The following is a 24,111-nucleotide window of genomic DNA, read 5'->3' as shown; positions in this document are numbered from 1 at the left end:
GGGTTTCAACTCACCTTCGAGCGAGAGCCTATTCGGCCCGCGCTGCCCAATTCATGCCCCGACGCATGATCGTGGCCATATCGGCGTTCTCGAATTCCTTGGCCTGATGGCCGAGCGTCATATGGAACACCTTGCCCTGCCCATGGCGGCGCTTCCAGACGACTGGCATGACCACGCCATTGATCCAGCTTGCATGTTCGCCCGTGAAGGTCGTCGTCGCCAACACCTCGTTGGAGGGGTCGACATGCATGTAATACTGCTCGGACTTGTAGGGGAAGGACGCGGGGATGCCATCCATGATTGGATCTTCAGGCTTCGTCACATCGACCGTGTAGTCGATAATGTTGCCCGGATGCGCCACCCACTGCCCGCCGACCATGAACTGATAGTCCACGGCTTCGCGGAACGCATCGCTCATGCCACCATGATGCCCGGCAAGGCCCACGCCGCCTTCGACTGCCTTGACGAGGTTTTCGACCTCTTCCTTGGCAATCTTGCTCATCGTGAAGATCGGAACGATCAGCGAAAGATCGTGGATGGAGGGATCGGCAAAGGCGCTGGTTTCGGTCGCGGTACGCACCGCATAGCCGTCTTCATGGAGCCAACGACGATAGATCGCCGCGCATTCTTCCGGGTCATGACCTTCCCAGCCACCATAAACGATCAAAGCACTACGCATCAGGATTAACCCCGCAAATCAAACGGGGCGGAGAATACCTGACTCATCCGCTATTGAAACCCCGTCCCGTGCCGCCTTCGCTCAATCGAGCAAATTGCGCTGCCACAACACTTTTCACTGTCATAATTAGCTGATTAACTAAACCTTGTGCTTCCCCCGGCCGCTTGGCGAGGTGCATCGCCGGCGGTGCTGAAGCGGATTTTGCCACGAACCACAAGGGATTTGAGGGATGAAGAAACTACTGCTGGGCGCCACTGCGCTCACGCTTTGCGCTGGTTTTTCGACCGCCGCCTATGCCGAGTTCACGCTGAACATCCTGCACATCAACGACTTCCATTCGCGCTTCGACCCCATTACCGGCTCTGATTCCAATTGCGATGCCGAAACCGACGCGGCCGGGGAATGCTTTGGTGGCATCGCCCGCCTCAAGACCATAATCGATGATACCCGCGCCAAATATGAGGGAGGAAATTCCCTGCTGCTCTCGGCCGGCGATAATTTCCAGGGGTCGCTCTACTACACGACCTACAAGTCAAAGGTCGTCTCCGACTTCTTCAACCAGATGGGCTTTGACGTCGTCGCCACTGGCAATCACGAGTTCGACGATGGTCCAGAAGAATTCCTGAAGTTCATCGAAGCTGCCAAATTCCCGATCATCGGCGGCAATTTCGATGTCACCAAGGATGAAGGCCTCCGCGGCAAGATCGAAGGCTCGATCGTCCTCGATATCGGCGGCGAAAAGGTCGGCATCATCGGCGCGACAACCGAAGACACGCCCGATATCGCTTCGCCCGGCGATGTCGAATTCCACGATGTCATCCAATATGTGCGCGGCGCCTCCGAAGCGCTCGATGCGGCCGGCGTCAACAAGATCATCCTTCTCAGCCACATCGGCTACAATGAGGATCTCAACGTTGCCGCCTCGCTGCCGCTCGTCGACGTCATCGTCGGCGGCCATAGCCACTCGCTGTTGGGCTCCATGGAAGGCGCCGTTGGCCCCTACCCCACCATGGTCACCAATCCCGAGGGCGTCGAAGTCCCCGTGGTTCAGGCCAATCAGTATGGCAAGTATCTGGGCGATATCGCCATCACCTGGGATGACGAGGGCAAGGTCACCAAGGCCGAGGGCGAGCCCTTCCTGATCGACGCATCGGTCACCGCCAACGAAGAGTTCAAGACCCAGCTCGCCGAACTCGCCGGCCCGATCGAGGAAATGACCAGTCAGGTCATCGGCTCGACAACCGCCAAGCTCGAAGGCGCTCGCGAAGTCTGCCGCGTTGAAGAATGCTCCATGGGCAATCTCCTCGCCGACGCCATCCTCGATCGCGTCGCCGATCAGGGTGCTACCATCGCCTTCCAGAATGGTGGCGGCATCCGCTCCTCCATCGACGCAGGTGAAATCACCGTCGGCGACGTGCTGACTGTCCTACCCTTCTCCAACACCCTCGCCACAGTGCAGATCTCGGGTGCCGATGTCATCGAAGCGCTCGAAAACGGCGTTTCCGACATCGAGAACGGCGCCGGTCGCTTCGCTCAGGTCTCAGGCCTCAAATATAGCTACACTCTCGCAAAGCCTGCCGGCGAGCGGGTCAGCGATGTGATGGTCAAGGGTGAAGGCGATACCTGGGTGCCGATCGACGAGGAGAAGACCTATACCATCGTCACCAACAACTATGTCCGCGGTGGCGGCGACGGCTATGGCACTTTTGCCGAAGGCGAAAACCCCTACGACTTTGGCCCGCCGCTCGAGCAGGTGGTTGCTGAATACCTCGCCAAACTCGGTGGGGAATATACCCCCTACACCGATGGTCGTATCACGGTGATCAAATAAAAACAGGGAGGGCGCCCACCGGGCGCCCTTTTTGATTCAGTTCAGCGCAATTGCTGAGGTGAGCAGGTCTTCATTCCAGGGCTTGGGGACGAAGCGCGCATTGTCGGGCATCTCACCAGAAAACGGTTTCCGTCCCGCCGAAACGACGACGATCTTAATATGGGGCCACATGAATCTCACATGGTTCGCGAGCACCATACCGTTTCGCGTGCCGGGCATGTTGATATCGGTGATGAGACCGGAAAAAGCATCGCCCGCCCGTTCGAGAATGCCGAGAGCCTCTGCGGTGCTCCCAGCCTCCCATGGCTCATAGCCACGCTCTCTGACGACCTCAGCCAGTTCCATCCTGACGATAGGCTCGTCATCGACGATCAAAAACGACTTGCGACTCGATTGTGTACTCATGACCAGACAACAACTCCGCCCCATTCACGTTCCGGCCGTTATCAACGGCGGCGCGCGACCAGACCCCAAATGACGAGAATAATGATGGCACCGACCACCGAGGCAATGAAGCCTGCGCCGTCATTCGGGCCATACCAACCGATCTGCTGACCGAGCCAGGTTGCGAGAACCGAACCGACGATGCCGAGGATAGTCGTTAGAATGAACCCGCGCGGTTCGTTGCTCCCCGGTGTGATCCACTTGGCGACGAGACCTGCGAGGAAGCCGATGATGATGGCCCAGATGATACCCATTTGACGCTCCTATTGTGATGCCGAATAAACATCGATCCTGCCATCCCGGTTGCAATGGCTCATCACAATTGCCGCTTTCCTGTCCCTTTTGCTTAAAAGTGTTGCAACTGCCCGGTTGGGCCTCCGTTGTCAGGCGGGGGGCAATTGCAACCGGAGAATACCGATGAACAAGATCCTGGCCGCCGTTTCGGTCGCCGCGCTGATGAGCGCAGGTTCTTTTGCTATTGCCCAAGATGCAGCTGTTGGCGTGGATGCCGGCGCTGGGGTAAGCGTTGACACGCCTGCGATGGATGCGCAGGCAGGTGCTGGTACCAGCACCGATGCCAATGCCACGACGAATGGCACTTTCACGACCGGCAATGCCGGCACGAATGCCAATGCAAACGCCAAGGCCGGCACCAATGCCGGTGGCATGTCTGACAACACCTACGGCTCTGTCGTTTCCTCGATTTCTGGCAGTGCCAGCGTCGATCTCTCGGCTGTGACGGAAGACTCTCAGGTCAGCGTCGTTCTGCTGACCTCGCTCCAGGGCAATGCCGCCACTGAAGCGGCCGCGCTTGACGAAGCTCTCTCGGCCAATGCCGAGGGCCAGACGACGCTTCACTCCAATATCGAAGCGAACGCTGCCATCAAGGCCAAGCTCGATGCCGAAGGCTACACAGCCGATGACGTCGTCGCCGTCAAATCGGCCGCCGATGGCATGGTCACCGTTTATGTGGACGATCGCGCCTAAAACGACCCAAACTTAAAAAGAAAGCCCCGGTTCACACCGGGGCTTTTTTGTATTTCGGATATCGCGCTGAGGTTCTCAGACCTTGTGCTCCATCCGGTCACGGTCCGTCACCGTCCCAAGATCCAGCACCTTCTGAATATTGGTCGCATGGCGGAAGCTTGGCTCCATATTCTGGCCCGTCCGCACTGCTTCGGCAAAGCGCTGGTAATTGGTGAACACCGGCTCGACCTCGACCTCGGTCCAGGTTCCCGTCTCGACGTCGTCGCCAAGGCACGTGAAAAGCTTGGACCAGTCATGCCGGTGCTGGACTTCCACAGAGCCCTTATCGCCATAAACACGCAGGCGAAGTTCGTTGAAATGCCCGGTGGCCCAGCGCGTCGCATGGATGACGCCGAGCGCGCCATTCTCAAGCTGCGCCGTCATGGCGAAGCTGTCATTGGCGTCGAGATCGTATTCGCCGATCCTGTTGCCCTCGGCTTTATCGAAGGTTTCGAGCCGGCAGAAGACCTTGGAGAAGTCGCTCCCCGCCCCATAAGCGGCGAAGTCGAGGATGTGGACGCCGATATCGCCCAGCACCCCGTTTGAGCCGTGCTTCTTCGACAAGCGCCACAGCCACTGGCTTTCCGTGCGCCAATCGCCCCAGGCCTTAGAGACAAGCCAGCTCTGGAGATAGCTCGCCTCGAAATGCTTGACGCGACCCACCTGCCCCGATTGCACGATCTCGCGCGCCTTCTGCAGTTGCGCAACATTGCGATAGGTCAGGTTGACCATGTTGACGAGCCCGAGCCGTTCGGCCGTCTCGGTCATTTCCATGGCCTTGGCATAGTCGGTCGCCAGCGGCTTTTCGCAGAACACGTGCTTGCCCGCATTCAGCGCCGCCATGGTGGTCGGATGGTGAATGCTGTCCGGCGTCACATTGGCGATAGCATCGAACTCGCCCCAGGCCAAAGCCGCATCGAGCGAGCCGAAGCCGCGCTCGATCCCGTGGCTCTGGTTGAACGCTTCTACGCGCGCGGGATCGACGTCCACGCCGCCGGCCAGCGTCACGCCCTCGATCGCCGCAAAATGCTTGGCATGCTGGTTCGCCATGCCGCCAGTACCCAGAATGAGGATACGCATTCTTTTAATTCCTTGGCCGCCAAGACGACCGTCTGATTGTTTCACTGCTCGAAGCCACAATAAGCTTCGATACCTGTCCCGTCGTCATCGCCCGGCTTGTCCGGACGATCCAGCCTCACGCTAGTAACGCCCGTCGATTGCCCGGACAAGCCGGACAACCAACGGACAAGCGTCTCTTACTGCTTCACTTCACCAGCGTGATCGGATGCACTGAGCTTGGCGCCGCGTTCCTCGATCTTTTCGATCGCTTCGCCGACCGGCGTGTTCGGCGCCTTCATCAGGTGCGCATGACGGTCGCCGTTATAGGCCCAGTTCACCGCATTGCGCAGCACCTGGCCGACATTGGCATCGTGATAGGTGGGGTAGGTTTCGTGGCCGGGGCGGAAGTAGAAGATATTGCCGGCGCCGCGACGATAGGTCAGGCCCGAGCGGAACACTTCGCCACCCTGGAACCAGGAGACGAACACAGTCTCGAGCGGTTCCGGCACGCTGAAAGGCTCGCCATACATTTCTTCATATTCGAGCTCGAAATAGGCCGGCAGGCCCTTGGCGATCGGATGGCCCGGATTGACGACCCAAAGGCGCTCACGCTCGCCGGCTTCGCGCCAGTGGAGGTTTGCCGGCGAACCCATCAGGCCCTTGAAGACCTTCGAATGGTGGCCCGAGTGGAGCACGATCAGGCCCATGCCCTGCCAGACGTGTTCCATAACGCGCTTGACGACAACATCGTCGACCTTGTCATGCGCCGCGTGACCCCACCAGAGCAGCACGTCGGTCTCTGCCAGCACAGCATCGGTCAGGCCGTGCTCCGGCTCCTGCAACGTCGTGGTCTTCACGGCCAGATTGCCGTCCTGCTTCAGGAGCGAAGCGATCTGGTTGTGCATGCCCGTTGGGTAATTGTCGGCAACGACCTTGTTCTTCTGCTCATGGACGTTCTCGCCCCAGACCAGCGTACGGATCGGCATTGGTATTCTCCTAGATTCATGGCGAAGCGGGGAGGCGATCGCCATTCCTTGGTTTTTTCGGCGTCATTCCCGCGAAAGCGGGAATCTCCCTTTATCAAGGAGACTCCCGCTTTCGCGGCAGTGACAGATTGGGTGAGAAAGGTGACGATGCTTGGACCGTCACCTTTATTTTTTTGTCAGCGGATCGGCTTACCGGCTTCGTCGAAGCGATGGATATTTTCCGCCTGTGGCGATACGCGCACCGTTGAGCCGCTCTGATAGCTCGACGCGCCGTCGAGACGGACGACCACGGGCTCTTCTTCGCCCATATCGAGATAGACATAAGAGTCGGCACCAAGATTTTCCGTATGGATGACAGTGCCCTCCCAGATCCCATCGGGCGAGACCGTCAGGTGCTCGCCGCGAATGCCAAGCGTGGCGCAATTGTGCGCTGCCGCCTTGTCCTTGGTCAGGAAGTTCATCTTCGGTGACCCGATGAAGCCAGCAACAAACATACTGTCCGGCCGCTCGTAAAGTTCCATCGGCGTGCCGACCTGTTCGACGAGACCATCACGCAGCACACAGATCCGGTCGGCAAGCGTCATTGCCTCCACCTGATCGTGCGTCACGTAGATCATCGTGACGTCGTTCATTTCCTCGTGGAGCTTGGCGATCTCGATACGCGTCGCCACACGAAGGGCGGCGTCGAGGTTCGAGAGCGGTTCGTCAAAGAGGAACACCTTGGGGTCGCGGGTAATAGCGCGGCCAATAGCAACGCGCTGGCGCTGTCCGCCCGAGAGCTGCTTGGGCAGACGATCGAGATACTGCCGGATCTGCAGCATATCCGCGGCCCGCTCCACGCGGCGACGGATCTCGTCCTTGCTGTGGCCTTTGTCGAGCTTGAGGCCGAAAGCCATATTCTCGTAGACCGTCATATGCGGATAAAGCGCATAGGACTGGAACACCATGGCGATGCCGCGTTTCGACGGCGTCAGCGAATTGACGACCTTGCCGTCAAAGAGCATCTCGCCAGAAGTAATGTCTTCGAGCCCCGAGATCAGGCGCAACAAGGTGGATTTGCCACAACCCGAAGGCCCGACAAACACCATGAACTCACCCTTCTTCACCTCGAGATCGACGCCCTTGATGACGTTCACCGCGCCGAAGGACTTCTTGATATTGCGAAGTTCGATAGATGCCATTTGCAGGACCCCTTAACCCTTCACGCCGCCAGCCGTCAGGCCGGATACGATCTTGCGCTGGAAGATGAGCACCAGTGCGACGAGCGGCACGGTGACGATGACCGAGGCAGCCATGATGATGCCCCACGGGATTTCATATTGCGATCCGCCCGAAAGCAGCGCGATGGCCACAGGTACGGTGCGGGTCTGGTTCGAGACGGTAAAAGTCAGCGCGAACAGGAACTCGTTCCACGCCGCGATGAACGCAAGAAGCCCCGTCGTCACCAGCGCCGGCCACATCAGCGGCATGAACACCTTGGTGATGATCACCCAGGGCGTTGCACCATCGACGATTGCGGCCTCTTCGATCTCGATCGGCAGGTCACGCATGAAGGTGGTCAGCACCCAGACGGTGAACGGCAGCGTGAAGATCGTATAGGCAAAGATCAGCGCCCAGGGCGTGTTGTAGATGCCAAGAAAGCGGATCACCTCGAACAGGCCGGCCAGCACGGCGATCTGCGGGAACATCGAGACCGCAAGGATCGTCATGAGCAACAGGCTCCGCCCCCGGAACCGCACGCGGCTGAGAGCAAAGGATGCCGTGATCGCAAGGAACAGGGCGAGGATCACTGTCACCGAAGCGACGAAAACCGAGTTGAGGAGGTTGCGCGGAAACTCGCCTTGCGTGAACACCTGACGGAAATTGTCGAGGCTGAACGAGGTCGGCCAATAGGTCACGCGGAACAGGTCCGTGCCCGATTTGAGGCTCGTCAGGATCGCGTAGTAGAACGGGAATACCGACACCACGACGATAAAAACGACGAGAGCATAGAAGAGCACGGTCTTCGTGGTCTTCCAGAGATCGAAGGTCGCACCCATCAGCGGTCTCCTCCATCGAAATTGACTTTGCCGATCCAGATATAGAGCACGGTAAAGATCGCGATCATCAGGAACAGCAGCGTCGACTGCGTCGAGCCTTCGGCAAAATTGTTGAACTGGAACAGGTTTTCCTGCGCCAAGACCGACATGGTCTTGGTCGCCGAAGAGTTCGGCGTCAGCACATAGATCAGGTCGAAGATGCGCAGCGCATCGAGCACGCGGAAGATGATCGCGACCATCAGCGCGGGCCGCACCAGCGGCAGCGTGATCCGGAAGAACTGCTTGACCGGATGCACGCCATCGATCTCGGCGGCCTCATAGATGTCGCGCGGGATCATCTGCAGACCCGCGAGGATCAGCAGTGCCATGAACGGCGTCGTCTTCCAGATATCGACGATCAAAACCGCCGTCATCGCCGTATCCGCAGAAGCCGTCCATGCCACTGGAGCGGCCAGGAGGCCCAGCTTCATGCCTAGATCATTGATGATGCCGAACTGGTCGTTGAGCATCCAGCTCCACATACGAGCCGAAACGATCGTTGGAATAGCCCAGGGAATAAGGATTGCCGCACGAACGATGCCACGGCCTTTGAACTCCGCATTGAGCACCAGGGCAACGATCATCCCGAGGATGGTTTCCCAGAACACTGACCAAAAAGCGAAGCGCACGGTGTTCCACACCGCATTCCACCAGTCGGGATCAGCCAGCACGCCGCGATAGCGCACGGTGCCGCTTTCAAGCACCTGCCAGCGCAGGTAATTGCCGAAGCCGATCCATTCGGCGCCGTAGAGATTGTTGAGTGTTGCATCGGTGAAGGAGAAGTAGATCGAGCGCAGCAGCGGCCAACCGGCCACGATCGCCAGCGCGACCAACATGGGGATCAGAAACAGCCGCGCGGCACGTGCGCGCTGCAGCATGAGTTCTGATTTCGCCTTCGGCGCATTCGCCGTCGCAAGAGGCGCCAGTGCATCGGTCGCCATGATCGTCGTCCTCCCTATCAAGACATTTATTGAAAAAACGGGCGGCGGGGATAAACCCCGGCCGCCCGTCCATTAGGCTTGCCGGGAGGACTTACCAGGCGTCGCCCTTGAGATCGTTGAGGTCGGCCTCGAGCAGTTCGAGGTTTTCGGCAGCAGTGCCGTTACCAGAAAGCGTTTCGTGCACCGCACTCCAGAACATCGAAGAGACTTCGTTATAGTTGGTCTTGGTCGGAGCCGACGGACGTGGCACGGCCTGTTCGAAGATCGCCTTCCAGTTCGCCATGAAGGGCGACGCGGCAAGCACGTCCTTATCTTCATAGAGCGCTGGAATGGTCGGCAGGTTCGACTGGTTGATCGCGCGTTCCTTCTGCACTTCTTCCGAAGCCAGATACTTCACGAGCTCGATTGCAGCTTCCTGGTCAGGAGAATACTTGGAAACGGCCATGTTCCAGCCGCCAAGCGTTGCAGCCGAACGACCGCCTTCGCCGTCTCCGGCTGGCAGCGGAGCAACGTCGAACTTGCCCTTCACGGCAGAGTCTTCACCATTGCTCAGTGCATAGGCATAAGGCCAGTTGCGCATGAACACGGCATTGCCGAGCTGCCACACGCCGCGGCTTTCTTCTTCCATATAGGCCAGGACGCCATCGGGCGCGATCGTGCCAACCCAGCCGGCAGCGCGATCGATCGCGGCAGCAGCCTGTTCGTTGTTGATCGAAATCGTACCGTCTGCTTCGATGATCTGGCCGCCGCCATTCGACACGACCCATTCGAGAGCGTCGCAGGTCAGGCCTTCATAGGCATTGCCCTGGAACACGAAACCCCAAAGCTCGGCGGCACCGGCGCCACGTTCGGCATCCATGATTTCCTTGGCCGTGGCTTCAAGCTCGGTCCAGGTCGTTGGCACGGACTTGCCGTACTTTTCAAGCAGGTCCTTGCGATAGTAGAGCGCAGGAGCGTCGGTGAACGCCGGCATGGCGACGAGCTTGCCGTCGACGGTCTGGGATTCGATGATCGAGGGGAAGTGGTTGCCCACGACATCCTTCATCGCTTCGGTCAGGTCAGTGAAGTGCTCGGCAAGCTGCGGAGCCCAGATCACGTCGGTCTGGTAGACGTCGATATCGGCATTGCCGGCAGCGAGCCACAGGCGATACTGGCCGAACTGGTCGGTGGTCGAAGACGGCATCGGCACAACGGTGACCTTGTTGCCGGTCTGCTGTTCGAACTTGTCGAGCTGGCTGCGCAGGAATGCCAGGCCATTACCGGTATCGCCCGAAACGATCGAGAGATCGGCAGCCTGCACAGCGCCCACCAGCGTCACGCTCGCCATCATCGCAACGAGCAACTTGTTCAACATCATCGGAAGTCCTCCCAAAAAAATTTTGTCCGGGGAGACGTAGAGGCACGCCCGGCGCCATACGCCAGGCCACACCTGATCTCCCCCAAAGCCCTTCGCCACACCCATTTACCGGGCACGTTTTCAAAGCGCTTTGAACGAAAAAGAACCAGAGCGCCGGAAAACTGTCAAGCAGCACCAATGCCGTATTTTTACCTTTTTTGATGGAACCCTATTTTTAGTATTATGCGTCAGCCACTTAGCGCAATCCAAAGCCTCGAAGTCGTTAATTTGGCTGAATCTACGCTGATGTACGCACCTCAAACAATTTGAAACTTTGGACACCCTTGCATCCAAAATTGAAATCGCTTTGAATGGACTTTGGAGGAGTTGGGCCAAGGCTCTGGTCAAAGAGCCTGGCCTGCCCTAATGGGGCGGCAAACCAAAGGCTTTCAAAAGCCGGATGCCGCACCAGCTGGGCCACGAGCGCTATGAGATTGAAGGAGCTCGCCGAGCATCTCGGCCTATCGCAGACGACGGTCAGTCGCGCGCTCAATGGCTATCCCGAAGTCAAGGAGGCCACGCGATTGCGCGTTTCCGAGGCTGCGCTTGAGCTCGGATATCGCCCCAATGCCAGCGCCCTGCGCCTCGCCACGGGCCGTGCCAGCGCCGTCGGCATGGTCTTGCGCGGCGCCGACGAACTCGGCCCCCACATGTCTGAATTTCTTTCGGGCCTTGGCGGTCGCATGGCCACGCAAGACATAGACATCGTCGTCACGACGGTTGCCAGCCAGCAGGAGGAACTCGCGGCCTATCGCCGCCTCGCCGCCAGCCAGCGCGTCGATGCCATGATTCTCCATTCGCCAACGCTCAACGACGAGCGCGCCGAACTGCTGATGGATCTCAAAATCCCCTTCGTGCTTCATGGCCGCACCAATGCGACCCGCCCCGTCGCCTGGCTAGACATCGACAACACCGGCGGCCTCGAACGCGCCACGAGCCACCTGCTCGATCTCGGCCACCGGCGCATCGCGCTTCTCAATGGCGTCAAAGGCCGCACCTTCGCCGAGCACCGCGAACTCGGTTACATGGCCGCCCTCTCTGCCCGCGGTGTCGCCTTCGATCCCGCGCTGATGGGCAATACGGCCTTTACCGACGAAGTCGCCTTCCGCATGGCCCAATCCATGCTCGAACTGCGCCCCCGCCCCACTGCTTTCCTCGCTGGCTCGATGATGACCGCCCTCGGCGTCTTCCGCGCCATCCGCCAGGCCGGCATGACCCTTGGAACCGACGTCTCGATGATCGCTCACGACGACGTCTTCCCCTATCTCAACGCCGACAACATGTACCCCACCATGTCGACGACCCGCTCCTCGATCCGCCAAGCCGGGTCCCGCATCGCCGAACTCCTCCTCCAGCTCCTCGGCGGCAAACCCGTCAGCGAAATCCACGAACTCTGGCCCGTCGAACTCGTCCTCCGCGAAAGCTCCGGCCCCGCGCCGTTGTTTTAGCTGAAGAAGAAGCGTTTTGGTCGCGCAGCGACACCTCTCTCATTGGGGAGAGGTCGGACTGCATGGCAGTCCGGGTGAGGGGGCCTTCTTCGGCCCTGACTCAAAACCTCACGCCCCGAGCCTAAACCCGCGCATCCTCTCATAAAACGGCCGCGCCTCATCCGCGATGTCAGCCAACTCCCGCGGCAGCGCCCCGATCTCATCCGGCGGCGAGAACCCAGTGCTATTGTAAACCGCATTATACCAATGCGGCCCCCAAACCCCATCCTCCGGATGCGCGCCCTTACGCCAACTGAGCATGGCCGGATCCCAGGCAAGCCCCATTGCCGCGCAAAGCGCCTGCAGCGTCCCTTCCGGATCGCGCCTGATATCATCGCTGTCGACAACCACCGGGGCTTTGCCCGTCCGCTGCGCCACCCGATCGAACAGCATGGCCTGCCCCTCAAACCCGATATCGGCCAGCGTCACGCTCTCCCGCTTCTGCGCGTATGACGCCAGCACCCGCTCCGGCGCCCGCAGCAGGAAAACATTGGTCACCTTGTCCATCCAGTCGAGCGGAAATTCCTCGATCATATGATGGCTCATATGCTTCTGATACCAAACGCTCTTTCCGCCCGGCACAGGCCCGAGGATATAGTCGACCACCGCTTGAGGATCCTGCGGCTGCGACGCAAGGACCTCTTCCTGCATCGGATGCACGATCCCCGTCGCCTTGAGATAAGCCGCATAAAACGGCTCGTCGCTGACAAAGCTATCCGCCCGCGACGAAAAACTCCGCATCATCGCAGTGGAGAGATTTCGCGGCCCCGACCACATGGCAATTCGCATGACTTCGCTCATGGCCTAAAAGTCTCCGCTTCGATCAGGTCCCGATAAAGCCCGGCCAACCGCGCCGTCATCTCTCCCGGAATGGGTCCCGGCCCTTTGAGCGGATGTCCCATTTTCCGGCCATCCACCTCGCGCACCGAGGTCAAACCCGCAAAGGTCCCCGTCACAAAAGCCTCGTCCGCCCCATAGACATCGGTCAGCGAGAAATTCTTCTGCCGCACGGTGATCCCGGCCGCCTCAGCCACCCGGATAATGTTCCCCCGGGTGATCCCGCCGAGGCAATAATCCCCGGTGGACGTCCAGACCTCACCCCGCCGCACGATGAAAAAATGCGTCGAATTACAAGTTGCCACGAAACCCTGCGGATCGAGCATCAGCGCCTCGTCCGCCCCTGCCTTTGCCGCCTGGATGCAGGCCTGAATGCAATTGAGCTTGGAATGCGAATTCAGCTTCTGGTCTTGCATATCCGGCGCCGTGCGGCGGATCGTGGAGGTAAAAAGCGAAATCCCATCGGGCTTTGCCGAAGGCGCCTTGTATTCGGGGATGATGACAATGGTCGCATCCCCGATCGTCACCCGCGGATCCTGATAAGGCGTCGCCTTGATCCCGCGCGTCACCATGAGGCGGATATGGACACCATCCGTCATGCCGTTGGCAGCAAGACAATCGAAAATCCGCTTCACCAATTCGTCCGGCGTTAAGCCGACCGAAAAATCGAGCGTCTTCGCCCCCTCATAGAGCCGCTCCAGATGCGCCCACAAAAACGGGATCCCGCCCTTATGGAGCCGAAGCCCTTCCCAAACGCCGTCGCCGAGCACGAAGCCAGAATCAAACACCGATACCACCGCCTTGTCGCGCGGCATCAACTGGTCATTGACGGCAATCAGAATGGAAGCATTACGCGGATCATCCGCATAGGCATGAACGCCATAGGCCATGAGGGAAGGCTCTCGAATTGTTAGTCGCGTCCCAACCTTCTCCTCCACAGGCACCGATGTCGAGAGCTGAATAGGCGGTGGACGACCAGAGGCTGCGTTACTAATCTGGACAAGTCATGGGGGACACTTTGAAGAAATCAACAAAAGCCGTGCTGGGGCTGATCCTGGCGATCATGCCAATGGCAAGTCGTAGCGCAGTGGCCGAGAGTTACATTCTGCCCATCGAGTTCTCGGGAATAATCCTGAAAATCTTTATAGATAACGGTTCCGCTCGAAAGCTGTCGCAGAACGCGAAGGAGTACGTCTATCAATTGGACATGGAAGACGGTGTCTGCACGACGGATGTGACCATTGTCGGCGTCCCCGCGGAACCGCTCCGCCTGCGCTATGACTTGTGTGCTGGAAAGCTTCTCTCCAGCAATTTCGCTGTCTCTACAGAGCCCAACGATCCTGCGAAGCGTTAGCCCGCCACCATACTTTGACCATCTGGACGAGACTGTCACAATTGGGCAATCTCACCCTGCGGCTGGGAGGACGCGAGCAGATGGGCAGATGAGCGCAATCGATTGATGTTGCGGCCATTATCGCCCCTCTGTGGGCGACTCCGCACCGTCACCAATATGTCATTGCACTGTCATCTGACCTCTCTACTCCCTCGCCCGTTCGCACCAGCTCTCCTTGGGGAGGGCGAGCGACTGCTCATTCAGGGAGACAAAGAATGACGTTCAAGTCTGCGCTGACCGCATCGGTTTCGCTTCTCACCGTGCTCAGCTTCGCGGCTCCGACTTTCGCCCAGGCCGATCTGACCGCGCTCTACGACGCCGCCAAGACCGAAGGCCAGCTCACCGTAATCGCCCTGCCCCATTCCTGGTGCAACTATGGCGGCGTGATCGAAGGTTTCAAGGCCAAGTATCCCGGCATCACCGTCAATGAACTGAACCCCGATGCCGGTTCGGCAGACGAGCTCGAAGCCGTCCGCGCCAACAAGGGCAATACCGGCCCGCAGGCTCCTGACGTTCTCGATATCGGTCTCGCCTTCGGCCCGCAGGCCAAGGATGAGGGCCTTCTCCAGGCTTACAAGGTCTCGACTTGGGACGAAATTCCGGACGACGCCAAGGACGCCGATGGCTTCTGGTATGGCGATTATTATGGCGTCCTCGCCTTCGGCATCAACAAGGACATCATCACCGGCGAAAACCCGGCAACCTGGGCTGACCTGAACAAGGACGAGTTCGCAAACTCCGTGGCTCTGGCTGGTGATCCGCGTACCGCCAACAACGCCATCATGTCCGTCTATGCCGCTGGTCTCTCGACCGGTGCCGCTCAGGATGCTGCCGCCCAAGCTGGCCTTGAATACTTCAAGGCGCTCAACGACAAGGGCAATTTCGTCCCCGTCGATGCTGAAGCTGCCGCCATTGCTCAGGGCACGACCCCGATCGCGATCAACTGGGACTACAACCTTCTGGCCGCCCGCGACAACCTGAACGGCAACCCACCGATCGAAGTCGTCGTGCCGTCCGATGGCGTCGTCGCCGGCGTCTACGTCCAGGCCATCTCGGCCTTCGCACCCCACCCGAACGCTGCCAAACTCTGGATGGAATACCTCTATTCCGACGAAGGTCAGCTCGGCTGGCTCGCTGGCTACTGCCACCCGATCCGCTTCAACGCCATGTCCGACGCTGGCGTCCTGCCAGCCGACCTGATGGCCAAGCTCCCGGCCGCCGAAAACTACGCCAAGGCCGTGTTCCCCTCGATTGAAGAGCAGAACGCCAACAAAGCCACCATCACCGGCGGCTGGGACTCCACCGTCGGCGCTTCGGTTCAGTAAGCTGACTGTTGTTGCTCAACCCACTGAATGTCACCCCGGCGAAGGCCGGGGCCCATCCTGAAATCTCAAGATGGATCCCGGCCTTCGCCGGGATGACAGCCGGTGAACTGGGCTGCAGTACCCCCACCCATCCTCCCCCTGACAGGGAGAGGAGCCACATCGAGTTCGAGGCAAAATCGCGCCGCACACACCGCGCGGTCCCTCCCCCCTCCCAGGGGAGGCTAGGAGGGGGTCGCCCCAAGCACCATGAGCGCATCTAACGCCAAACGCCGCATCCCCTGGGACAGCCTCGCCGTCTTCCCCTTCGTCCTCTTCGCAGTGATGTTCCTCTTCCTGCCGACCCTCTCGCTCCTCGGCGCTGCCTTCACCGATGGCGCGGGCAATTTCACCTACGAAAACATCGCCGGCCTGTTCACCGATCAGATCATGGCCGCCTATTGGATTTCGATCCGCGTCTCCGGCGCCTCCGCCATTCTCGGCGCGTTGATTGGCCTTGCCATCACTCTCGCGATCATTCGCGGCAAGCTGCCCGCCGGCTTCCGTTCCGCAGTCATGACCTTTTCTGGCGTCGCGTCCAATTTCGCCGGCGTGCCCCTCGCCTTTGCCTTCATCGCCTCGATCGGCCGCATCGGCCTCGTCACCATCATCCTGCGCGATGTCTTCGGCTTCGATCTCTACCGCGCTGGCTTCAGCCTCTTTTCCTTCTGGGGCCTGACGCTGACCTATCTCTATTTCCAGATCCCGCTGATGATGCTGACCATCGCTCCCGCGATCGACGGCCTCAAGAAGGAGTGGAACGAAGCCGCCCAGACGCTCGGTGCCTCGCCCTGGCAATTCTGGCGCTATGTCGGCCTGCCCATTCTCTGGCCGAGCTTCCTGGGCACCCTCAGCCTACTCTTTGCCAATGCCTTCGGCGCCATCGCCACCGCTTGGGCGCTTACCGGCTCCAACCTCAACATCGTCACCGTGCTGCTCTACAATCAGATCCGCGGCGATGCCCTGCAAAATCCCGGCCTCGGCGCCGCTTTGGCCGTCGGCATGATCCTCATCACGTCTTTCGCCAACGTCATTTATCTCGTCGTCGCCGCGCGTGCCGAAAGGTGGATGAAATGAAGGCCCAAAAGTTCTGGCCCTGGCTCATCGTTACGCTCGGGGCGGCCTATTTCCTCATTCCGCTGCTCGCGACGTTCATCTTCTCGCTGCGCATGCGCCGCAACGAATACACCTTTGACGCCTATGTTTCGGTCTTCTCCGATCCGAAATTTTACGCGACCTTCGGCTATTCGCTCAGCGTCGGCGTCTTCACTATTATCGTCGGCATCTTTGTCGTCGTGCCGGCCGTCTATTTCGTCCGCTTGCGCATGCCCTGGCTGCGGCCGTTCATGGAATTCGTTACCCTCCTGCCGCTGGTTATTCCCGCACTGGTGCTGGTCTATGGCTATGTCCGCCTCTATGGCTCATCCTCGCTGATCCCCTTCACCGGCTCCATCCTCGGCACCGATATTCTCCTCACCTGTGCCTATGTCATGCTCGCCATGCCCTATATGTACCGGGCGGTCGACAACGGCATGCGCACCATCGATATCGGCACCCTCACTGAAGCCGCGCAGATCATGGGCGCCAGCCAGGTCCAGATCATCGGCAATATCATCCTGCCCAATATCCTCGTCGCCATACTCTCGGGCGCCTTCCTGACCTTCGCCATTGTCATCGGCGAATTCACCATTGCGAGCCTCCTCAACCGCCCTGCCTTCGGCCCCTATCTCGTGGGTATCGGCACCAATCGGGCCTATGAGCCCGCCGCGCTCGCCATCATTTCCTTCATCATCACCTGGGGCGCCATGGGCATGATCAACGTGCTCGGCCGCTTCGCCCCCCGCACTTCCGCCCGGACCGATTGACATGCCCGCCTTTCTCGAAGTTCAGAACCTCGTCAAATCCTTCGGCACCAATACGGTCGTCAAAGGCGTCAATTTTGCCTTCGCCAAGGGCGAGTTCATCTCACTCCTCGGCCCCTCCGGTTGCGGCAAGACCACGATCCTCAGGATGATCGCCGGCTTCGAGCGCCCCACCTCCGGCACCATCCGCGTCGATGGCGAAGACATCACGCATCTCAAGCCCAATCAGCGCCAGCTCGGCATGGTCTTCCAGGCCTATGCGCTCTTCCCCAATATGACCGTCGGCGAAAACATCGCCTTTGGCCTGAAAGTCGCAGGCATGCCAGCCGAGCAACGCCGCGCCCGCGTCGATGAGATGCTCAAGCTGATTGGCCTCCTCGGCTTTGACAAGCGCTATCCCTATGAAATGTCCGGCGGCCAACAGCAGCGCGTCGCCCTCGCCCGCGCCATCGCGCCAAAACCGCGCCTCCTTCTCCTCGACGAACCGCTCTCCGCGCTCGACGCCAAAATCCGCGTCTCCCTCCGCGAAGAAATCCGCGCCATCCAGCGCGATCTCGGCATCACCACCGTCTTCGTCACCCACGATCAGGAAGAGGCCATGTCCATTTCCGATCGCATCGTGGTCATGAACTCAGGCAATATCGAACAGCTCGGCGCCGCCCACGACATCTACAATCGCCCGGCCACCCGCTTCGTCGCCACCTTCGTCGGCCAACTCAACACGCTTCCCGCCGGCGTCCTAGCCGGCACCCCGGGCGAACGCGCCATCCGCCCCGAGCTCATCTCCCTCGCCCCCCGCCCCGAAACCGACCTCACCCTGACCGGCACCATCGCCGATCTCCACTTCCTCGGCTCCGTCCAACGCCTCCGCGTCGACATCGGCGGCACGCTCGTCAACATCGACACTTTTAACAACCAGACCAGCCCCCTCCAACGCGGCGACACCGTCACGCTCCACCTCGCCCAAAAAGACCTCCTCACCCTCGGCGCGTGAAGCACCTGCGCCGCCACACCAACCGGCTGTCATCCCGGCGAACGCCGGGACCCATCCACAGATATCGGTGCGACCACCTGAAGAGAGGTTAGTCCCCCACGCATACCTCCCGCGTCGATTTACCCTTTGACCGCCGCCCGGCGCAGCGCCATTGTCCCCCCACAGCAACGAGGAATCGCGTGATGGAAAGCCTTTTCGTTTCAACTGAATGGCTGGCGGAACATCTGAGCGATCCAAACATCGCGGTGGTCGACGCGAGCTGGCACATGCCCAACGCCTCGCGCAATGCCCAAGCCGAATACCTCGCCGGCCACATTCCCGGCGCGGTCTATTTCGATATCGACGGTGTCGCCGATACCTCCTCCAACCTGCCCCACATGCTCCCCGCCCCCGAAGATTTCGCCCGCATGGTCGGCGCGCTCGGCGTTGGCAGCGACATGACCATCGTCATCTATGACGAACTCGGCCTTTTCAGCGCCCCCCGCGTCTGGTGGACATTCAAAACCTTTGGCGCCAAGGACGTGCGCATCCTCTCCGGCGGCGGCCCCAAATGGCGCGCCGAACGCCGCCCGCTCGAAGCCGGTCACAAGACCAAGGCCCCGGCCACCTTTACCGTCCAGTTCAATCCCGATCGCGTCGTTGATTTTGATGCCGTAAACGGCCTCAGCAAGACCGAAACGGCGCAGATCCTCGACGCCCGCCCCGCCCCGCGCTTCCACGCCGAAGCCCCCGAGCCGCGTCCCGGCCTTCGCTCCGGCCACATCCCCAATAGCCGCAACGTCCCGGTGAGCCTCCTCACCGAAAACGGCATGCTCAAATCCCCCGAAGCCCTCAAGGCGCTCTTCGACGAGCGCGGCGTCGATCTCTCCGAGCCCATCGTCACCTCCTGCGGCTCCGGCGTCACCGCCTCGACCCTAGCCCTCGCCCTCGAACAAGCCGGCGCCAAATCCGTCGCCGTCTACGACGGCTCCTGGGCCGAATGGGGCTCCCGCCCCGACGCCGAAGTCGAAAGCTAGGTCTCAAGTAGTCCGGTAGCCCTCATACTGAGGTGCTTCGCCTTTGCGAAGTCTCGAAGGACGAGGGCGTGCCACTACCCCTCACAATCCCGAAACCTTTCCGCATTTTAATTTAACACGCCCGGTCAACCTGTTACCGTAACGGTGTTTTTCCCGTTTACAGTTTGAGGTCTGGTTTGATCCGGCAGATTGTCGCCTCGATCGTCATTCTCGTGGCCGCCGCGCTGGCGTGGCTCTTCTTCGCCCCTGGCGCCCATCAAACCCTGTCCAATGCAGGCATCACCCTGCCCTTTGGCCCGCAAGCCGAAGCCGCGCCGCAGCAAGGCGGCGGCCCCGGAGGCAACCGTCCCGGCGGCGGCCAGGGCGCCCAGGCGGGTGGTGGCGGCGCTCCCGGAGGCGGTGGCCGTCCCGGCGGCTTTACTCCCCGCGCCACCAATGTGATCACCACCGGCGTCACCATGGCCGATATCAACGACACCCTCGCCGCCATCGGCGAAGGCACCCCCGTCCGTTCGGTCACGGTCACAGCCACCGCCGGCGGCGAACTCGCCGAAGTCGCCGTCCGCCCCGGTCAAATTGTCGAGCAAGGCGCTATCATCGCCCGCTTTGATGCCGCCGCCGAACAGATCGAATATGACCGCGCCGAACTGGCCGTCGAAGACGCCCGCGCCACCTTGACGCGCACTGAAGGCCTCGCGAGCAACAATGTCGTCGCCGGCACGGCCCTCTCCGCCGCTCAGCTCAGCGCCGCCAATGCCGAACTCGAACTGCGCAACGCCGATGTTGCCCTCTCGCGCCGCACCATCACGAGCCCGATCGCCGGCCGCATCGGCCTCATCCGCGTCACCCCCGGCAATTACGTCCCGGCCCAGACCGCCGTCACCTCGATCGACGACACCTCCTCGATCCTTATCGATTTCTGGGTTCCCGAACGTTATGCGGCCCAGATCGAGCCCGGCATGGCCGTCTCCGTCGCCGCTGTCGCTCTCCCCGGCCAGACTTTTACCGGGGACATTTCCGCCATCGATACCCGCATCGATCCAGCGAGCCGCACCCTGCAGGTCCAGGCTGAAATCCCCAACCCCGACGACACGCTCCGCGCCGGCATGAGTTTCACCGTCTCCCTCGCCTTCCCCGGCGAGCGCTATCCCGCCGTCAATCCACTGGCCATTCTCTGGTCCGCCGAGGGCTCCTATGTCTGGAAATATGTCGAGGGCAAAGCGACCCGCGTACCCGCCGAAATCATCCAGCGCAACAGCGACGGTGTCCTCGTCCGCGCCGACCTCAAGCCCGGCGACGCCATCATCACCGAAGGCATCTTGCAACTAAGCGAAGGCGCCACCGTCACGCTGCTCGAAGGCCCGGACGGCACGGGTGAATCTCCACCTGCACCGGCTAGCTAAATTGCTCATGTTGCCCCCCGCTCCCAATCCAAACTCGATTGTCACCCCGGCGAAAGCCGGGGCCTATCCTGAGATCTGGAGATGGACCCCGGCCTTCGCCGGGGTGACAGCCGGTGGGTTTAGCCGCAATCAATCACAAGCATTGGCCTTCGGCCGAGAAACGCTCTAGAGGAACCCCGCCAGTGTCCATTGCCAGCAAGAACGAACGCGGCGGCGCTCTCGCCACCCTCTTTGTCCGTCGCCCGGTCATGGCCATCGTCATCAATGCCCTCATCATGGTAGCCGGCCTCGCCGCGCTCATCGGCATCGAAGTGCGCGAGCTTCCCCGCGTCGAAAGTCCGGTCCTTTCGGTTTCCACGAGCTTCACGGGCGCCGCCGCCGAAACCGTCGATCGTGAAGTCACCGCCATCGTCGAAGGCGCCGTCGCCCGCGTTCAGGGTGTCACCGCCATTTCCTCAAGCTCCTCGGTCGGCCAAAGTCGCGTCACCCTCGAATTCTCGGAAAACACCAATCTCGACATCGCGACCTCCGACGTTCGCGATGCCTTGAGCCGCGTTACGCGCAGCCTGCCCGATGACGTCGAAGCGCCGACCATCTTCAAGGCCGATAGCGATGCGCAGCCGATCATGCAGCTCGCGGTCACCGCCACAAACACCGACATTGCTGGCCTCAGCGAACTGGTCGATGGCATCATCACTGAGCGTCTCGCCGCCGTCGAAGGCGTTGCCGAAGTCCAAGTATACGGCACCCGCACCTCGGCCTTCGAGGTCGATATCGACCCGGTCAAACTCGCGAGCCACGGCCTCACCGTCGCCGATATCCGCAACGCGCTCTCGACCATTGCCTTCGATTCCCCCGCCGGCTCCATCAACGGTCCCAATCAGAACATCACCGTCCGCGCCATTTCCGAAATCACCGAGCCCAAGGATTTCGAGGCCATCATCATCAATGGCCGCACGCGCCTCGGCGATGTCGCCAGCGTCGTCTTCGACGCTGCCGCCAGCTCCTCCTCCATCCGCGCCGATGGCCGCCCCGGCATCGGCCTCGGCATCGTTCGCCAGGCCCAATCCAATTCGGTCTCTATTTCGCACGCCGTCCACGAAGCCGTCGACACGCTCAATCAGTCCCTTCCAGAAGGCGTCACCGTCACCATTTCGAGCGACGAAGCCGTCTTTATCGAAGGCGCGCTGCACGAAGTCGAAATCGCGCTGATCGTCGCGCTCGTCGTCGTCGTGGGCATCATCTATCTGTTCCTCCTCGATTGGCGCGCCATCATCGTGCCCGCCATTTCGATGCCCATCGCCCTTCTCGGCGCTGTCGCCGGCATGTATCTCGCAGGCTTCTCGCTCAACATCATCACCCTTCTGGCGCTCGTCCTCGCCACCGGCCTCGTCGTCGATGACGCCATCGTCGTCCTCGAAAACATCATGCGCCGGAAGCATATGGGCGCCGGCCCCCGCGCCGCCGCCGTTCTCGGCACGCAGGAAGTGTTTTTCGCCGTCGTCGCCACCACGGTCACCCTGGTTGCCGTCTTCGTGCCGCTCTCCTTCCTCGAAGGCCAAAGCGGCCGCCTCTTCCGCGAATTCGGCTATACCCTTGCCATAGCCGTCCTGCTTTCGGGCGTCGTCGCTCTCTCCATGGGCCCCATGGTCGCCTCGCGCCTCCTCCGCAATTCTTCAGGCGAACACACTGGCGGGCCCTTCGCCAAGATCGGCCACTTTTTCTCCAGTCTTTATCGCCGTACGCTTCGCGTCGCGCTGCACAATCCGCTCGTCATCATCCTCGTCGCCGTGATCTTCGCGGGCTCGGCCTATTACGTCTATGGCAGCCTCCGCCAGGAAATCACTCCGTCCGAAGATCGCTCGGCCATTAATCTTCGCATCAACGCCCCCAACACAGCCAGCCTCGATTTCGTCCGCACCCGCCTCTCCGAAGTCGAATCCATGCTGCAGCCTTATGTGAAATCGGGGGAAGTTCGCTCCATTTTCGTCCTCTCCGGCTGGGGCAATGGCGGCTCGATCACGCTCACCCTTGCCCCGTGGGGCGAGCGCACCCGCAGCCAGCAGCAGATCGCCTCCGAGATCAGCGCCCTTATGGCTCAGGTCCCCGGCGTCCGCGCCAATGTCAGCCAAGGCAATAGCCTCGGCATCCGGGGCGGCGGCTCCGGCCTCCAATTTGCCGTCACCGGCTCCGATTATGCGGTCCTCTCCGATACCGCCGAAAAAATCTCCGATGCCCTCACCGAACATGGCCGCTTCGGCAGCGTCTCGGTCAATTTTGATACCACCCAACCGCAGTTGACCCTCACCGTCGATCGCGCCCGCGCCACGGCCCTTGGCATCGACATCAATGGCCTAGCGCCCACCATGCAGGCCATGATCGATGGTTCCGATATCGGCACCATCTTCATCAATGACGAAAGCTATTCGGTCCGCATGCTCTCGACCTCGCATCCGGTCAACGACCCCCGCGATCTCGAAACCCTGTTCGTCCGCACCGGCGATGGCCGGTATGTGCCCATGTCCACCATCGCCACCATTGAAGAAGCCCCGGTGCCGCCGTCCCTCCGCCGCGAGCAGCAACGCCGCGCCGTCACTGTCACCGCCAGCCTCGAAGATGGCCTTGCCCTCGGCGACGCCTACACCCAGCTCCAGACCATAGCCGCCCCGCTCCTCGCCCCCGGCACGGCCATCATCCCGCTTGCCGAAGCCAAGACCATCGGCGAAGCCAATAACGCCCTCTTCCTCACCTTCGGCTTTGCGCTGGTCATCATCCTCCTCGTCCTCGCCGCCCAGTTCGAAAGTTTCTGGAGCGCCATCATCGTCATGGCCACAGTTCCCTTCGGCGTCGCCGCAGGTCTCTGGGCCATCCTCCTCACCGGCGGCAGCCTCAATATCTTCTCCCAGATCGGCCTCGTCCTCGTCGTCGGCATCATGGCCAAAAACGGTATCCTGATCGTCGAATTCGCCAATCAGCTTCGTGATCGCGGCATGTCCGTCGCCGAGGCCATCGAACAGGCCTCCAACATCCGCCTCCGCCCGGTCCTGATGACCATGATCGCCACCATTCTCGGCGGGGTGCCTTTGGTCCTCGCCTCCGGCGCTGGCGCCGAAGCCCGCGCCGCCCTTGGCTGGGTCATCGTCGGCGGCCTCGGCTTCGCCGCCATCGCCACCCTCTACCTCACCCCTGTCGCCTACCTCCTCCTCGCGCGCTTCTCAAAACCAAAATCGGAAGAAGAGGCCCGCCTCGAACGCGAGTTCGAAGAAATCGACGGCAAGGCCGCGCCTGCAGAGTAGTCCCTCACTTCCTAAGTGATTA

Annotated in this window: 22 protein-coding genes; 11 read left to right on the top strand and 11 right to left on the bottom strand. The window is 60.8% G+C overall.

What is annotated here, in order from left to right; translation table 11 throughout:
- Positions 1 to 28: 28 nt before the first annotated feature.
- Positions 29 to 679, bottom strand: a complete 651-nt coding sequence (locus DevBK_RS01865; protein ID WP_061910391.1) for a ThuA domain-containing protein — start codon at positions 677 to 679, stop codon at positions 29 to 31.
- Positions 680 to 908: 229 nt separating this feature from the next.
- On the opposite strand from DevBK_RS01865, the gene DevBK_RS01860 reads away from it, so the two are divergent.
- Positions 909 to 2,510, top strand: coding sequence for a bifunctional metallophosphatase/5'-nucleotidase (locus DevBK_RS01860; RefSeq protein WP_317184281.1), 1,602 nt, complete (start codon positions 909 to 911; stop codon positions 2,508 to 2,510).
- Positions 2,511 to 2,546: 36 nt separating this feature from the next.
- Here DevBK_RS01860 and DevBK_RS01855 read toward each other — a convergent pair whose 3' ends face one another.
- Together DevBK_RS01855 and DevBK_RS01850 are read right to left on the bottom strand one after the other, a co-directional pair.
- The gene (locus DevBK_RS01855; protein ID WP_317184280.1) at positions 2,547 to 2,915 is read right to left on the bottom strand and encodes a response regulator; all 369 of its coding nucleotides are present in this window, start codon (positions 2,913 to 2,915) and stop codon (positions 2,547 to 2,549) included.
- A 41-nt stretch (positions 2,916 to 2,956) separates the two neighbouring features.
- Entirely contained in the window at positions 2,957 to 3,208 is a 252-nt protein-coding gene (locus DevBK_RS01850) for a GlsB/YeaQ/YmgE family stress response membrane protein (protein WP_061910387.1), read from the bottom strand.
- A 163-nt stretch (positions 3,209 to 3,371) separates the two neighbouring features.
- Here DevBK_RS01850 and DevBK_RS01845 point away from each other — a divergent pair, with 163 nt between their 5' ends.
- A complete protein-coding gene (locus DevBK_RS01845) occupies positions 3,372 to 3,941 on the top strand; it encodes a hypothetical protein (RefSeq protein ID WP_317184279.1) in 570 nt (189 codons plus the stop codon).
- Positions 3,942 to 4,016: 75 nt separating this feature from the next.
- On the opposite strand, the gene DevBK_RS01840 is transcribed toward DevBK_RS01845, so the two are convergent.
- The 6 genes from DevBK_RS01840 to DevBK_RS01815 form a co-directional block, all read right to left on the bottom strand.
- On the bottom strand, positions 4,017 to 5,060 hold the full coding sequence (locus tag DevBK_RS01840; protein ID WP_317184278.1) for a Gfo/Idh/MocA family oxidoreductase: 1,044 nt from the start codon (positions 5,058 to 5,060) through the stop codon (positions 4,017 to 4,019).
- Between the two features lie 176 nt (positions 5,061 to 5,236).
- Positions 5,237 to 6,025, bottom strand: coding sequence for a ThuA domain-containing protein (locus DevBK_RS01835; RefSeq protein ID WP_317184277.1), 789 nt, complete (start codon positions 6,023 to 6,025; stop codon positions 5,237 to 5,239).
- Between the two features lie 176 nt (positions 6,026 to 6,201).
- The gene (locus tag DevBK_RS01830) at positions 6,202 to 7,206 is read right to left on the bottom strand and encodes an ABC transporter ATP-binding protein (RefSeq protein WP_317184276.1); all 1,005 of its coding nucleotides are present in this window, start codon (positions 7,204 to 7,206) and stop codon (positions 6,202 to 6,204) included.
- A gap of 12 nt (positions 7,207 to 7,218) precedes the next feature.
- On the bottom strand, positions 7,219 to 8,064 hold the full coding sequence (locus DevBK_RS01825) for a carbohydrate ABC transporter permease (RefSeq protein ID WP_317184275.1): 846 nt from the start codon (positions 8,062 to 8,064) through the stop codon (positions 7,219 to 7,221).
- A complete protein-coding gene (locus tag DevBK_RS01820; protein WP_061910374.1) occupies positions 8,064 to 9,044 on the bottom strand; it encodes a carbohydrate ABC transporter permease in 981 nt (326 codons plus the stop codon). The genes DevBK_RS01825 and DevBK_RS01820 overlap by 1 nt, the downstream gene beginning before the upstream one ends.
- Positions 9,045 to 9,135: 91 nt before the next feature.
- On the bottom strand, positions 9,136 to 10,401 hold the full coding sequence (locus DevBK_RS01815; protein WP_410494024.1) for an ABC transporter substrate-binding protein: 1,266 nt from the start codon (positions 10,399 to 10,401) through the stop codon (positions 9,136 to 9,138).
- 467 nt (positions 10,402 to 10,868) lie between these two features.
- On the opposite strand from DevBK_RS01815, the gene DevBK_RS01810 reads away from it, so the two are divergent.
- Complete coding sequence (locus DevBK_RS01810) at positions 10,869 to 11,888, top strand: substrate-binding domain-containing protein (protein ID WP_061910372.1); 1,020 nt, start codon at positions 10,869 to 10,871, stop codon at positions 11,886 to 11,888.
- Positions 11,889 to 11,996: 108 nt separating this feature from the next.
- Here the strand turns inward: DevBK_RS01810 and DevBK_RS01805 are convergent, their stop codons facing one another.
- On the bottom strand, positions 11,997 to 12,728 hold the full coding sequence (locus DevBK_RS01805) for a hypothetical protein (RefSeq protein ID WP_317184274.1): 732 nt from the start codon (positions 12,726 to 12,728) through the stop codon (positions 11,997 to 11,999).
- Positions 12,725 to 13,654 (bottom strand): aminotransferase class IV, encoded by a 930-nt coding sequence (locus tag DevBK_RS01800; protein WP_062631555.1) that lies wholly within the window; start codon positions 13,652 to 13,654, stop codon positions 12,725 to 12,727. Before DevBK_RS01800 ends, DevBK_RS01805 begins: the two co-directional genes overlap by 4 nt.
- Before the next feature lie 116 nt (positions 13,655 to 13,770).
- On the opposite strand from DevBK_RS01800, the gene DevBK_RS01795 reads away from it, so the two are divergent.
- The 8 genes from DevBK_RS01795 to DevBK_RS01760 all read left to right on the top strand — a co-directional run bounded on the left by DevBK_RS01795 (position 13,771) and on the right by DevBK_RS01760 (position 24,089).
- Positions 13,771 to 14,118 (top strand): hypothetical protein, encoded by a 348-nt coding sequence (locus DevBK_RS01795; RefSeq protein ID WP_317184273.1) that lies wholly within the window; start codon positions 13,771 to 13,773, stop codon positions 14,116 to 14,118.
- 254 nt (positions 14,119 to 14,372) lie between these two features.
- Positions 14,373 to 15,482, top strand: a complete 1,110-nt coding sequence (locus DevBK_RS01790) for an ABC transporter substrate-binding protein (RefSeq protein ID WP_317184272.1) — start codon at positions 14,373 to 14,375, stop codon at positions 15,480 to 15,482.
- Positions 15,483 to 15,728: 246 nt separating this feature from the next.
- Positions 15,729 to 16,595 carry an ABC transporter permease subunit gene (locus tag DevBK_RS01785; protein WP_317184271.1) on the top strand — a complete coding sequence of 289 codons (867 nt, stop codon included), beginning with the start codon at positions 15,729 to 15,731 and terminating at the stop codon, positions 16,593 to 16,595.
- The gene (locus DevBK_RS01780; RefSeq protein ID WP_061910363.1) at positions 16,592 to 17,383 is read left to right on the top strand and encodes an ABC transporter permease; all 792 of its coding nucleotides are present in this window, start codon (positions 16,592 to 16,594) and stop codon (positions 17,381 to 17,383) included. Before DevBK_RS01785 ends, DevBK_RS01780 begins: the two co-directional genes overlap by 4 nt.
- Before the next feature lies 1 nt (position 17,384).
- Complete coding sequence (locus DevBK_RS01775) at positions 17,385 to 18,374, top strand: ABC transporter ATP-binding protein (protein WP_061910361.1); 990 nt, start codon at positions 17,385 to 17,387, stop codon at positions 18,372 to 18,374.
- 182 nt (positions 18,375 to 18,556) lie between these two features.
- The gene (gene sseA, locus DevBK_RS01770; protein WP_317184270.1) at positions 18,557 to 19,390 is read left to right on the top strand and encodes a 3-mercaptopyruvate sulfurtransferase; all 834 of its coding nucleotides are present in this window, start codon (positions 18,557 to 18,559) and stop codon (positions 19,388 to 19,390) included.
- 176 nt (positions 19,391 to 19,566) lie between these two features.
- A complete protein-coding gene (locus DevBK_RS01765; protein ID WP_317184269.1) occupies positions 19,567 to 20,793 on the top strand; it encodes an efflux RND transporter periplasmic adaptor subunit in 1,227 nt (408 codons plus the stop codon).
- 182 nt (positions 20,794 to 20,975) lie between these two features.
- Positions 20,976 to 24,089, top strand: coding sequence for an efflux RND transporter permease subunit (locus DevBK_RS01760; protein WP_317184268.1), 3,114 nt, complete (start codon positions 20,976 to 20,978; stop codon positions 24,087 to 24,089).
- Positions 24,090 to 24,111: the final 22 nt, after the last annotated feature.

Origin of the sequence: Devosia sp. BK, from assembly GCF_032907385.1 — a bacterium.
Taxonomy (GTDB): domain Bacteria; phylum Pseudomonadota; class Alphaproteobacteria; order Rhizobiales; family Devosiaceae; genus Devosia.
This window is presented reverse-complemented; position numbering and strand designations above follow the sequence as displayed.

Bases quoted from the DNA above. Each gene is read 5' to 3' on its own strand.
- DevBK_RS01845 (WP_317184279.1), top strand. From the start codon at position 3,372: ATGAACAAGATCCTGGCCGCCGTTTCGGTCGCCGCGCTGATGAGCGCA.
- DevBK_RS01790 (WP_317184272.1), top strand. From the start codon at position 14,373: ATGACGTTCAAGTCTGCGCTGACCGCATCGGTTTCGCTTCTCACCGTG.
- DevBK_RS01840 (WP_317184278.1), bottom strand. From the start codon at position 5,060: ATGCGTATCCTCATTCTGGGTACTGGCGGCATGGCGAACCAGCATGCC.
- DevBK_RS01820 (WP_061910374.1), bottom strand. From the start codon at position 9,044: ATGGCGACCGATGCACTGGCGCCTCTTGCGACGGCGAATGCGCCGAAG.
- DevBK_RS01775 (WP_061910361.1), top strand. From the start codon at position 17,385: ATGCCCGCCTTTCTCGAAGTTCAGAACCTCGTCAAATCCTTCGGCACC.
- DevBK_RS01810 (WP_061910372.1), top strand. From the start codon at position 10,869: ATGAGATTGAAGGAGCTCGCCGAGCATCTCGGCCTATCGCAGACGACG.
- DevBK_RS01855 (WP_317184280.1), bottom strand. From the start codon at position 2,915: ATGAGTACACAATCGAGTCGCAAGTCGTTTTTGATCGTCGATGACGAG.
- DevBK_RS01795 (WP_317184273.1), top strand. From the start codon at position 13,771: ATGGGGGACACTTTGAAGAAATCAACAAAAGCCGTGCTGGGGCTGATC.
- DevBK_RS01830 (WP_317184276.1), bottom strand. From the start codon at position 7,206: ATGGCATCTATCGAACTTCGCAATATCAAGAAGTCCTTCGGCGCGGTG.
- DevBK_RS01800 (WP_062631555.1), bottom strand. From the start codon at position 13,654: ATGGCCTATGGCGTTCATGCCTATGCGGATGATCCGCGTAATGCTTCC.
- DevBK_RS01825 (WP_317184275.1), bottom strand. From the start codon at position 8,064: ATGGGTGCGACCTTCGATCTCTGGAAGACCACGAAGACCGTGCTCTTC.
- DevBK_RS01815 (WP_410494024.1), bottom strand. From the start codon at position 10,401: ATGATGTTGAACAAGTTGCTCGTTGCGATGATGGCGAGCGTGACGCTG.
- DevBK_RS01860 (WP_317184281.1), top strand. From the start codon at position 909: ATGAAGAAACTACTGCTGGGCGCCACTGCGCTCACGCTTTGCGCTGGT.
- DevBK_RS01785 (WP_317184271.1), top strand. From the start codon at position 15,729: ATGAGCGCATCTAACGCCAAACGCCGCATCCCCTGGGACAGCCTCGCC.
- DevBK_RS01835 (WP_317184277.1), bottom strand. From the start codon at position 6,025: ATGCCGATCCGTACGCTGGTCTGGGGCGAGAACGTCCATGAGCAGAAG.
- DevBK_RS01865 (WP_061910391.1), bottom strand. From the start codon at position 679: ATGCGTAGTGCTTTGATCGTTTATGGTGGCTGGGAAGGTCATGACCCG.
- sseA (WP_317184270.1), top strand. From the start codon at position 18,557: ATGGAAAGCCTTTTCGTTTCAACTGAATGGCTGGCGGAACATCTGAGC.
- DevBK_RS01850 (WP_061910387.1), bottom strand. From the start codon at position 3,208: ATGGGTATCATCTGGGCCATCATCATCGGCTTCCTCGCAGGTCTCGTC.
- DevBK_RS01780 (WP_061910363.1), top strand. From the start codon at position 16,592: ATGAAGGCCCAAAAGTTCTGGCCCTGGCTCATCGTTACGCTCGGGGCG.
- DevBK_RS01805 (WP_317184274.1), bottom strand. From the start codon at position 12,728: ATGAGCGAAGTCATGCGAATTGCCATGTGGTCGGGGCCGCGAAATCTC.